Origin of the sequence: Nostoc sp. KVJ20, assembly GCF_001712795.1 — a bacterium.
GTDB lineage: Bacteria > Cyanobacteriota > Cyanobacteriia > Cyanobacteriales > Nostocaceae > Nostoc.
This window is the reverse complement of record NZ_KV757747.1, coordinates 1-11,501: the sequence shown is the minus strand read 5'-3', so window position 1 is coordinate 11,501 and position 11,501 is coordinate 1. Positions and strand designations below refer to the sequence as shown.

Annotated in this window: 11 protein-coding genes; 8 read left to right on the top strand and 3 right to left on the bottom strand. The window is 42.1% G+C overall.

All coding sequences use genetic code 11. From position 1 onward, the window contains the following. Positions 1-134 precede the first annotated feature (134 nt). From A4S05_RS34205 to A4S05_RS42315, 4 genes are read left to right on the top strand one after another with little or no spacing between them, the layout of a single operon-like run. On the top strand, positions 135-929 hold the full coding sequence (locus tag A4S05_RS34205) for a 2OG-Fe(II)-dependent halogenase WelO5 family protein (protein ID WP_069074214.1): 795 nt from the start codon (positions 135-137) through the stop codon (positions 927-929). A gap of 48 nt (positions 930-977) precedes the next feature. After that, the gene (locus A4S05_RS34200) at positions 978-2,084 is read left to right on the top strand and encodes a zinc-binding dehydrogenase (RefSeq protein WP_069074213.1); all 1,107 of its coding nucleotides are present in this window, start codon (positions 978-980) and stop codon (positions 2,082-2,084) included. 39 nt (positions 2,085-2,123) lie between these two features. Further along, entirely contained in the window at positions 2,124-2,945 is an 822-nt protein-coding gene (proC, locus tag A4S05_RS34195; protein WP_069074212.1) for a pyrroline-5-carboxylate reductase, read from the top strand. Further along, on the top strand, positions 2,942-3,094 hold the full coding sequence (locus A4S05_RS42315) for a hypothetical protein (RefSeq protein ID WP_176727191.1): 153 nt from the start codon (positions 2,942-2,944) through the stop codon (positions 3,092-3,094). Before proC ends, A4S05_RS42315 begins: the two co-directional genes overlap by 4 nt. 492 nt (positions 3,095-3,586) lie before the next feature. Here A4S05_RS42315 and ilvB read toward each other — a convergent pair whose 3' ends face one another. The 3 genes from ilvB to A4S05_RS34180 form a co-directional block, all read right to left on the bottom strand. Further along, entirely contained in the window at positions 3,587-5,476 is a 1,890-nt protein-coding gene (ilvB, locus tag A4S05_RS34190; protein ID WP_084227368.1) for a biosynthetic-type acetolactate synthase large subunit, read from the bottom strand. Positions 5,477-5,608: 132 nt separating this feature from the next. Further along, entirely contained in the window at positions 5,609-6,871 is a 1,263-nt protein-coding gene (locus A4S05_RS34185; RefSeq protein ID WP_069074210.1) for an MFS transporter, read from the bottom strand. Positions 6,872-7,028: 157 nt separating this feature from the next. Further along, entirely contained in the window at positions 7,029-7,646 is a 618-nt protein-coding gene (locus A4S05_RS34180) for a hypothetical protein (RefSeq protein ID WP_069074209.1), read from the bottom strand. 285 nt (positions 7,647-7,931) lie between these two features. Between A4S05_RS34180 and A4S05_RS40945 the strand changes: the two genes are divergently transcribed. The 4 genes from A4S05_RS40945 (at position 7,932) to A4S05_RS34165 (ending at position 11,279) form a co-directional block, all read left to right on the top strand. Then, positions 7,932-8,267 carry a hypothetical protein gene (locus A4S05_RS40945; protein ID WP_141699889.1) on the top strand — a complete coding sequence of 112 codons (336 nt, stop codon included), beginning with the start codon at positions 7,932-7,934 and terminating at the stop codon, positions 8,265-8,267. Between the two features lie 116 nt (positions 8,268-8,383). Then, positions 8,384-9,499 carry a ferrochelatase gene (locus A4S05_RS34175; RefSeq protein ID WP_069074208.1) on the top strand — a complete coding sequence of 372 codons (1,116 nt, stop codon included), beginning with the start codon at positions 8,384-8,386 and terminating at the stop codon, positions 9,497-9,499. A 212-nt stretch (positions 9,500-9,711) separates the two neighbouring features. Further along, positions 9,712-9,963, top strand: a complete 252-nt coding sequence (locus tag A4S05_RS34170) for a hypothetical protein (protein ID WP_069074207.1) — start codon at positions 9,712-9,714, stop codon at positions 9,961-9,963. Between the two features lie 206 nt (positions 9,964-10,169). Then, on the top strand, positions 10,170-11,279 hold the full coding sequence (locus tag A4S05_RS34165; protein WP_256091357.1) for a hypothetical protein: 1,110 nt from the start codon (positions 10,170-10,172) through the stop codon (positions 11,277-11,279). Positions 11,280-11,501: the final 222 nt, after the last annotated feature.

Below are 11,501 nucleotides of genomic sequence, written 5' to 3'. Positions count from 1 at the left end.
TCCCCTAGCACATTTTTATGAGATTTCTTTCTCAAAGCCTTGCTGTATCACGGTTATAAAATGTGCAAGTTAAGAATTTAGCAGAATTGAAAAGGTTTCAGTTGAGTTGAAATTTAAATGTAAGGAACTGCATTATGACTACTTCTAACCAGATTAAATCCAAAGTATGGGAAAACAAGCAAGAGTATCCCTTAAGTAGAGAATCTTTAAGAATGCTCTTGGAAAACCGAATTCCTCTGATTAGGCTAAAAGAATTTGCCACATCCCAAGAGTGTGAGATGTTAGTTGATCAAGCTCAATTATTCAACTTTGATTGCTATCAAGATGTGAATCCCAAGATTGAACGAATTGGCATCACAGTGTTTGAATATAACCGCATTAATAAAGCAGCTTATTTTCAAGCAGTAGAACGCACAACTAAATTAAGAGACTGCATTATGGCAGCGTCTTTCAATCCATTAGAACGTTTAATGGTGAAAATCCGAGAGTGTACAGGCGCGATTGTGCGAATTGCTTCAGAACCATTCTATGGTAGTTATTATGCAGGACTGATCAGAAAAATAGAGCGAGGTACTCAACTTCATATTGATTATGCCCCGTTAGAACAATCGGAATGGGAAATTGGTACAGTTATTTATCAACTTTCCTGGAATTTATATTTGAAATTTTCTGCTAATAATTATGGCAAAACACGTATTTACGATCGCCAGTGGCAACCAGGAGATGACCAATATAAACTCGATTCCTACGGCTATAGTGATACAGTAATTGCAGATGCAGACATGATCAGCTTCCAACCTTATGTAGGAGATGTATTCATTTTCAATACAGGCAACTATCACACTGTTGAGCCGATGGATGGACAACGTGTGACTTTCACTTCTGCCATCGGGTTACTACCTAACGGTGAAATTATTTTGTGGTCTTGAATGTGACAAGTAGGAAGCAATTTGGTAAACATAGTGAGGAAGTAATTCATGCCCTTAGCAGCTGTGATGACTGCACCTAATCAACCAGTTGAAGTCCAACAATTACCAGACCCGATTCTAGAAAAGGGTGGAATCATTCTTGAAACCTTATATAGTGAAGTTTGTGGAACTGATGTACATTTGCTACATGGGCGTTTAGAGGGAGTACCGTATCCCATCATCCCTGGACACTTCTCAGTTGGTCGTGTGGTGGAAACAGGTGGAGCAGTTAGTGATGTCAATGGTAAATTAATTACTACTGGAGCGATCGCCACCTTTCTCGATGTCCACGAAACCTGTTACAACTGCTGGTATTGTCTAGTAGCCAAAGCATCCACTCGCTGTCCACAACGCAAAGTTTATGGTGTCACCTACTCAGCCAAAGATGGGTTGTTGGGGGGTTGGTCTGAACTAATTTACCTCAAACCAGGGGTTAAAGTTCTAACTTTACCTGAAGAAGTCTCACCAAAGGAATTCATTGCTGGGGGGTGTGCTTTACCAACTGCACTACACGCTATTGATCGAGCGCAAATTCAAATTGGTGATGTTGTAGTGGTGCAGGGTTGCGGGCCCGTGGGTTTGAGTGCGGCAATTCTAGCTTTGCTCTCAGGTGCGGGCAAAGTGATTGTCATTGATAAATTTGAGAGTCGATTATTAGTTGCCAAATCCTTCGGTGTAGACGAAACTCTTGTAATTAAGGCTGATGAGCCACAACAACATATTGAGCGGGTTTTGGAATTGACGCACGGTCACGGTGCTGATGTCACTATTGAAGCCACAGGCATTCCCATTGCTGTCAAAGAAGGCTTGAATATGACGAGAAATGGAGGTCGCTATGTTATTGTCGGGCATTACACTAACACGGGTGAGATTCTCATCAATCCACACTTAGAAATTAATCTAAAACATATTGATATTCGCGGGACTTGGGGAATTGATTTCAGCCATTTTTACAGAATGATTGAATTACTAAAACGTCATAGTGATTCCAGTAAAAATATTGCTTGGTCAAGTATGATTAGTCGTTCATATACACTACAAGAAATTAATCAAGCCCTGGCAGATGTAGAACAAGGAACTGTATTAAAGGCTGTGATTCAACCTAATCTATCTTGATGCCAATATATCAAAAGACTTAGATAATAGGGAGAAGATATGCTCGGAGATTTACAAATTGCCTTTATCGGCGGCGGCACGATGGGCGAAATTATAATTAGTAGATTGTTATCGACGAAAACTGTTCAAAAACCTGAGCTAATTATTGTCAGTGATCCACTTTCTAGTCAATGCCTTCATTTAGAAAAGGAATATGGAATACGTACTACAAAGAGCAATATAGAAGCAGTACAAGGCGCATCTATTGTGATATTGGCGGTGAAACCGCAGGTTTTGGCAGAGGTTATGGCTATGCTTAAGGATAAAATTTCACCTGATGCTTTAGTAATTAGTATTGTGGCTGGAGCAAGTATTCCATCTCTGTGCCAAGGGTTGGATCATGCTGCTGTTGTTCGTACAATGCCGAATATTGCAGTACAAGTTGGTCATGGAACTACGGTGTGGAGTGCATCATCAAGTGTGACAGAGATACAGCGATCGCATACCCAAGTCATTTTACAAGCATTAGGCAAGGAATTTGCTACCCAAAATGAACATTACCTTGATATGGCAACGGCGCTGAGTAGTGCGGGGACTGGATTTGCGTTTCTGTATATCGAAGCGATGATTGATGCTGGTGTTCAGATAGGTTTAACTCGCACACAAGCTCAAGAACTAACATTGCATACGATTGCTGGCAGTGTAGAACTTATATTTCAGACTGATCAACATCCAGCAGTCTTACGAAACAAGGTGACTAGTCCTGGGGGAGTGACTGCTGCTGGTCTTTACGAGTTAGAAAAAGGTGGTATGCGAACTGTCATTTCTAATGCAGTGTTTGCTGCTTTGAGCCGCACTCAACAATTAGGTAATATGAGATGAAAAAGTATGTTCGACTAATTGCAGAAAAAAGACAAGAAATAGATAAACTTGGTGGCCTTTTTCGCAAACCTGATAACAATAAAGAAGTGTTTGCTCCGGGGGAGTTCGCTGATTTCAGTAAACCAAACGATACCGCAAAACAATCTTGACTTACATTCATGAGGAAAGAAGCGATCGCTTAATATTTGCATCTGTGCAACAGATTATGCTGGGGCATCTACCCGAAAAAGATATTTATGTCCAATTAATAAATTCTTCAGCAAGGGACTCGTATTTTCCATCGATTTGGTGTACCTTGTTAATTCTGTGCAATTATTAATACCTATCTTCTCCCAACTTTACTCAGACAAATTTTAAACCAATGCCTTCGAGGGCTTCAGCCGCGTTGTCACCCCTTCAGATTGTTTGGTTAAAGCAAGAGACACGATGAATCGCCGTCCCTACTTTTGTAGAGACGGCGATTTATCGCGTCTTTGTGATGATTTATCGCATCACCGAGTAATTCGTTTATCGAAGGAAGATCCCGCACTATTGCTAGTTCCTACGCAATAAGAAAGGGGGCAGGAAGTTGGGGAAATTCCAGAATCTTTCTCCCCTTCTCCTTGCTCCCTTACCTCTTTGATCTGAATTATCAAAAAGCGTTACAGCTTCGTCCCACACTCAGCACAGAAGTTATGAGTAGGCGCATTTTTAGCATTGCAATGACTACAATACACTGGCTCTGCTGCCGCTTTGGGCAGTTGCTTCTGCAAGCCGACCATTTGAGCGTTGCTCTTACCTGGGGCTACCATTGGATAGCAGTTTTCTTCTCTGGTGACGTAGGCATTTAAGATTACTGGGCCTTTGTGTGCTAGCATTTCGGCGATCGCATCTTTTAATTGACTGCGATCGCTAATTACCATACCCTTAATCCCATAAGCTTTTGCCAATAATTCTACGTCTGGCATCCCTACTTCCATATCTGAGGATGAGTAACGCTCACCATAGAAGGCTTGCTGCCACTGGCGCACCATCCCTAACCAGCCGTTATTGATTATTATTGTCTTGACATTTATTCCATACTGTGCAAGTGTTCCTAGTTCCTGCAAACACATTTGGAAACTAGCATCACCGCTAATACAGATGACTTCTTCATCAGGAAACGCTACTTTCGCACCCATTGCCGCAGGTAAGCCAAAACCCATCGTTCCCAAACCAGCGCTAGAAATCCAGCGTCTTGGGCCATTCTTCAGGAATTGCGCTGCCCACATTTGATGTTGTCCTACATCTGTGGTATAGAAAGCCTGCGGTGCTTGGCGACTGACTTCTACAATCACTTCTTGGGGTGAAATGCTGTCGGGATGCTGCGGCACGATTAGAGGATACTCTTCGCGCCAGCGGTTGACTAAATTTAACCACTCTTGGTTTTGATTCGGTGTAGCCTTAATCCCTGTTTCTTTGCAGCGACGCAACAAGTCTACTAACACGTTCCGCACATCACCAACGATGGGCACTTCAGGAATGCGATTTTTGCCGACTTCTGCCGGATCGATGTCGATGTGAATGACTTTGGCGCGGGAGGCGAATTCGTCTAACTTGCCTGTAACGCGATCGTCAAATCTAGCGCCAACGCAAATCAGCAAGTCACAATCACTAACGGCGAAGTTAGCGTAAGCAGTGCCGTGCATTCCCAACATTCCCAAAGCTAGGGGATGATGTTCATCAAATGCACCGATCCCCATTAAGGTTGTGGTGACAGGGATGTTGAATAATTCAGCCAGTTCTTTTACTTCTTCATGAGCACCAGCTGCGATCGCACCACCACCGACATACAATAGCGGACGGCGACTTTCAGTAATCAACTGGATTGCGGCATGAATTTGCCGGGGATTACCCTTCACCGTGGGACGATAACCGCGTAACTTCACTGAACCTGGTTTTACAGGTACATAGTCAAATTCTTCTAAAGCGACATCTTTGGGGACATCAATCAAAACAGGCCCCGGACGTCCAGTACTAGCAATGTGGAAAGCTTCAGCGACAATTCGCGCCATATCTTTGGGGTCACGCACTACATAAGAGTGCTTCACAATCGGTAGGGTAATCCCGTAGATATCGGTTTCTTGAAACGCATCTGTACCAATGGACGGACGTGCTACCTGTCCCGTGACTACAATCATCGGGATCGAATCCATGTAGGCTGTGGCGATGCCTGTCACCAAGTTAGTTGCTCCTGGGCCAGAAGTACCAAAGCATACTCCTACTTTCCCTGTAGCACGGGCGTAACCGTCAGCAGCGTGGGCTGCGCCTTGTTCGTGTCTCACGAGAATGTGCTTCATAGCACCAGTTGCTTCCACCTTATACAGGTCGTCGTAAATTGGTAGAATTGCCCCACCAGGATAACCAAAAATATAATCAACGCCGTGGCGATGAAGGCTGTCAAGTAGAGCAAAACCGCCAGATGCACGTTTGGGCACGACTGGCTGGCTAGAAGCACGAGACTGTTTGTGATTCTCGGTTTGTGGGAGACTAATTTGGGAAAGCGATCGCACGGTCAAACCTCAGACTATAGCTAAAGTTAATGCTGAATTCTGTAGTTAAGATTTCATTTTAATTGAAAACTTCAATCAAAATCTTATTAATTTTTATATTAAATATAAAGTTAGATTATTAGCCTACATTAATTAAATTACGTCTTGCAATACTTTGCGAGTATTTTGCCAAGCCCAAACACCCACAACCACGACAATAATACTCATTGCTACAAGCACAGTTCGCAAGCCCAGAACATCAGTTAATGGCCCAGTAATAGCCAAAGGTAAGGCCAGAGCGATGTTGACGGCATGATTTTGAAAGCCAAATACCTTACCGTGCATAGTAGATGGTGTTTGTTGTTGAATTAAAGTTTGCATGGGCACACCAATGAAGGCAGCACCTACACCCAAAAATGCACACAATCCCAGCGCCACCAACAAGTTGTGCGTAAAAGTGAACACTCCTAAAACTAGTGCCATCATCAAAAATCCAATTAAAGGTAGGGGTTTGTGATGCAACTTATCACCCCAGTGACCTAAAATCGCCGCACCAAATACCATACCCACCCCGGCTGCTGCTAGGAAAAAGCCAAACTGTTTTTCTTTAAGACCAAACTCCTCGGCTAATTGAATTGTCAGCACTGTTAACGCTGCAAACACACAATATAAAGTTGTCAGTTGCAGCATGGCATTCAAGATCAAACGGTTTTTCTTAAGATAGCGCAAGCTCTCAGTGAATTCAGTCCAAGGGTGATTTGATCCTTGGTGTTCTTGGTGGGGTTTGTGTTCTTTAAACTTAATTGGCTGCATGATCGCAGCCGATAATAGATATAATCCACCAACCACAAGTTCTTGACCGTATTCTGCTCCCATCAGGCTTTTCGACAAACTCAAAATCGGCTCACCGATCGCAAAGCCAACAATTAAAGCTCCCATCATCGTGCTGCTAAACAGCGCATTAGCTGCCAACAAATTTTCTCGCTTCACCAACAGGGGAATAGCTGCTTGCTCGGCTGGTGCAAAAAACTGCGTCACTGAGGAAATGGCAAAAGTTAAAATTAACAGAATTAGGAACTCCCTTGGCAAAAAGGGAAGACACAGCGTTAACAACCCACGCACGACATCTGAGCCAACCATAATCAGCTTTTTTGGCAAGCGGTCAACAAAGATACCACCAGCCGAGCCGAACAAAATTGCTGGTATTGTAAAGGACAGCATCAAGGTTGAGTACATCGAGTTTTGTGCCAACCCTGGAAGCGGTGAGTAGTTCTCCAGTAGAGCAATCATCAAAACGAAGAAGACTTTATCTGCTAACTGGGACACCAATTGCCCAATCCACAGGAGCATAAAACCACGGTTTTTTAGCAGTGCGCCAAACCCGTTATTAACAGCAGCCGGTTCAGTTGGAAACATTAGATACTTTGGGTAGATGGGGCATGGGGGATAGGGGATAGGGGATAGGGTATAGGGTATAGGGTATAGTTTTTCTTCACTGTCCCCTGTTACCTGTAACCTTTTCCCTTCATCACTCCTACCTCCTCACTCCTGTTTACTTACTCCATTGTCCGGATTAATTTGCTTCATAGTGCTTTAACAGCATAAGCAAAAACTCAGCTGCTGTCAGACGACCTTTGGGTGGAGAAATTCCAATGGATGAATCTACCCACCAGCCTTGTACATTTTGGGGAGATTTCCAAATGGACAAATGATCAACTGCTGGCTCTGCATAAAAGTTATTTTGCCCACAACCTAGCAAACAAGAACTCCAATGGGTGAAATAATCATGACTTATTCGATGAATAGGGAAATTCCCCTTTAGTGGTACTCCCCATCCATCTATAGCAATAAACCCTTTGACACGACCACCCAAGAGTTGCCACAAATGCGCTGCGCCTATTGCCCCGACTACCCCAGCACTAAAGCTAATGAAGATGATTGATGATTCTGGAGAGTTGGTCAAGCAATCCCGCAAAAACTGCAAAATGTGCAAGGCTGATAAAACCAAAACATCTTTACCCGGATAAATCAGTATATTTGCGTAATTCGGTGCGATCGCGTAGCTCACCCCAGGTATCGCGTTATTAGAAACTAAATCTAACAATCCGACTCTAAAGCTTTCAGTTAATTCTGGCTCATGAATTCCAGGGCAAATAATTATACTCGTTTGTCTATTCTGAAAATTTGGCATTGTGTAAGATAAATCTTTGTGCCTGAACGTTGGTGGACATATATCGTGTTAGCAAATTTTAGTATTGTATTAATCACTTAAATCTGCTATCGAGGGTCTATTAGCTATTTACCCAACAATCAATAATAAGGATATAAATCAGAACTTACGTCAGTATGTGATCCAATAGGGTTCGGTTAAAGAAGAAAGGGAAAAGGGAAAAGGTTTTGAATACATCCTTTACCAAATGGCACTAAGAAAAGCCCAAAAGCTTGTGTCGTCTCGTTCCCAGCCTAGAGGCTGGGAATGTATTTAAAAGAGGCTCTGCCTCAATTCAAGCTACCGGAGGCGGAGCCTCCCAGAATAGATTCCCAGCCTGGAGGCTGGGAACCAGTCAGAATAAGGGCTGTATCTTTTCTTAGTGCCATTCCATCCTTTACCCAATACCTGCAACCCCATTCCCCAGACCACAAGGAAGGTGAAAAATGCTTATCCGAATCGTATTGTGATGTGATCCGTTTAAGACTCGTCAAACAGCGTATAGCAGATGATGCATTGGTTCGATTTTCCATGCCCCATTCCCAATGCCCAATGCCCAATGCCCCACGTAAGTCTTGTATGTCTTTTGATGTATTATCTTGATTTACCCACCCATCCTATCCCCCTGGATGGGATAATAAGTTACAAGTAGGGAAAATGTGCAAACTATTCCCTAACTTTATATTTCTCTGCACTCTGGTTATATTGAGGAACTCATTGTGGTTGCCACGCCGGAAAAAGTACAACACACCCACGAGCATCTATCAGGTAAAGACCGTGTAGCCGTATTGCTTATGGGCTACGGCGAAGTCGAAAGCTACGAAGATTTCGCCAACTATAACGAACAGGCTTTAAATCTACTGACAGCAAAATTTGCACCAGTACCAACCTGGATTTATCCCCCCCTAGCAAAGCTTTTGGCGCTATTTGACCGCCATGAGTGGGGACATACACACCACGATTTTATCTCCCCACACAACGCCATCTTTGAACAGCAGCGGGCTGGAATTGAGAAGAATTTACAAGAAAAATGGGGCGATAAGGTTCAAGTTTTCAAAGCTTTTAACTTTTGCGCCCCTTTTCTGCCCAACCAAGTTTTAGCAGAAATCAAAAACCAAGGCTTTGAGAAGCTACTAATTTACCCACTGCTGGTTGTTGATTCTATCTTTACTAGTGGGATTGCGATCGAGCAAGTTAACAATGCTCTTGTTGAGTTGACTGATGGTGAAGAACACTGGGTTAAAGCACAGCGTTACATTCCTTCTTTCTTCAACGAACCAGCCTATATCGATTTAATGGCTCATCTGGTTGAGGAGAAAATTGCTGAGTTAGCCTCAGCTTATCTACCTTCTCAAATCGGTATTGTGTTAATGAATCACGGCTGTCCTCACAAAGCCAAAGGCTTTACTTCTGGGATTGCTGAAAGTGAAGCAATGTACGATTTAGTTCGAGATAAGTTGATTAACCGTTATCCCTTAATCTCCGTGGGTTGGCTCAATCATGACACGCCGTTAATTGATTGGACACAGCCAAATGCAGAGCAAGCTGCAAATAACTTGATCCAATTGGGTGCAAAAGTAGTGATATTTATGCCAATTGGCTTTGCGACAGAAAATCACGAAACTCTATTGGATGTACACCACATCATCCATGCTTTGGAAAAACAGCATCCTGGTACGAACTACGTACAAATGGCTTGCGTCAACGACCATCCAGAATTCTTGGCGATGGCGGCGCAATGGGCTGATGCTCATATTGCACAACTCTTGTCAGAGCAAACTGTGGCAGTTAATCCCCAACTAGCGGGGCATCATCACCACCACCATCATCATTAAGTTTTGTAGGCTGCAAATAGACCTAACCCCCTAACCCCAAACTCGTCGCGGGAAGGGGGAACAATTAAAAGCCTCTCTCCTTTTAGGCTACGGNNAGTCTCTGACTCAATATCTGACTAGAGGCTCTGCCTAGGCTGTTGACTTTGTTGGTTTTAAGGCAAAATTATTTCATGCAATAATGATGTTGCTAGAGTCGAGAAAAGCCAAAGTAAATGCAAGAGTTTAAAAGCCCAGTCAGTAGATTAGCACGGTTGTTTCATAAAGGTCGAGATAGCTGGAGAGAAAAAGCCTTAGAAAAACAAAAGAAAGTCAGGACGTTAGAAATAAAAGTCCGAGATTTAACTGCATCACGAGAGCATTGGAAACAGCGTGCGCTGGCAGCAGAATCACAGATAAAAGAGCAGAAAATGGGAGGAGAAGTCGGTGAAAAAAAGAAGAAATTGCTAGTGAGGAGAACAACTTAGACGAGAAAAAATATAGTGAGGAATTAAGTATTAAGGGACATACTTATGATGCTCAGACAATTCAACAAGCTTTAGAACTTTTAATTGACTGTGGTATCAGTTTTAGAGCGACAGAAAAAGTATTCGAGTTATTTAAATCTGAGTCAAATATAACCCCAAGCTTTACTTGTATAAGAAAATGGTTAGGAAGGATGGGGATATATGAATTGACAAGAAAAAAAGAGTATCGGGATGATTGGATATTTATTGTTGATTTTACACTGGAATTAGGAAAGCAAAAAGCTTTAGTTATACTAGGAATCTCACAAAAGTATTTTAGTGAACAAGTAGTTGCAAAAGGACGAGCATTATCACTTGAGGATGTCGAATTATTAGGATTAGAAATTATGGGTTCGACAAAAGGAGAAATGATTCTTCATCAGCTAAATAAAATCACAGAAAGAGTTGGCGTACCAGTACAAATAGTTGCAGATCATAGTAATGACCTGGCTCGTGGAATCAAGCTATATAAAGAAAATTATCCAGGAATCATTTACACTCATGATGTCACTCATGCAATGGCTTTACTTTTAAAATACAGGTTAGATGCAGATGATAGATATCAGTCATTTATGCAAAAATGCAATACATGCAGGCAAAGACTCCAGCAAACAGAATTATCTTTTTTGTCTCCTCCATCTCAACGTTCTCAATGTCGTTACTTCAATGTTGAAAGATTAACTAATTGGGCGATTAAGCTATTAAACTCTCCAGCAGAAACTCTGATTAAATTAATGTCAGATATTGAACATAAGCTGATTTATCCAAAAATAATAGAGAAATTGGGATGGTTAGCTGATTATGAAGCAGACCTGATTCACTGGAATCAAATGGTAGCAATGACGCGCAGTCTAGAAACCCAATTAAAACAATTAGGACTTAATTCTCAATCCCTGGAATATTTTCAGCAAAATAAATTTGAATTTGTTAACAGTTCGCTCCAAGATTTCCAACAGCAAATATTTGATTACGTGACTAATCAGTGTTTGCAAATCAAGGATAAAGAAACTTTTTTAGCTACTTCTGATGTAATTGAATCGTTGTTTGGAAAATATAAGCAATTTTCTGCACGTTGTCCAATTAAAGAGATGGGGCAGATGTTATTAACTATTTGTTTATCTACCATGAATTTAACAACCTCCGTTATTAAAAATGCACTGGAAAACATTAGTTTTACAGATGTTGAAGAATGGCTCTCTGAAGTTTTTGGACAATCTATGCTCTCAAAGAGAAAAACTTTATTTTCAGCCAACACTAACGACACAGAAACTGCATGAACTTTTACCCTCCAAAAAGGCACAAAGTCAACAGCCTAGGCAGAGCCTCTAATCAGGCATTCCTATGCAGAGCATAGGAACGAGATAAAAGAGAGAACAACGAGAAATTGATCTACTTTTGACTTGTGTGTACACCGTAGCCTTTGCAAGGGGAGGGCTAGGGTGGGGTGAAACCTTTGAATTTTACTCTACAACTCTAGTAGGGAAGGGGCTGGGGGTTAG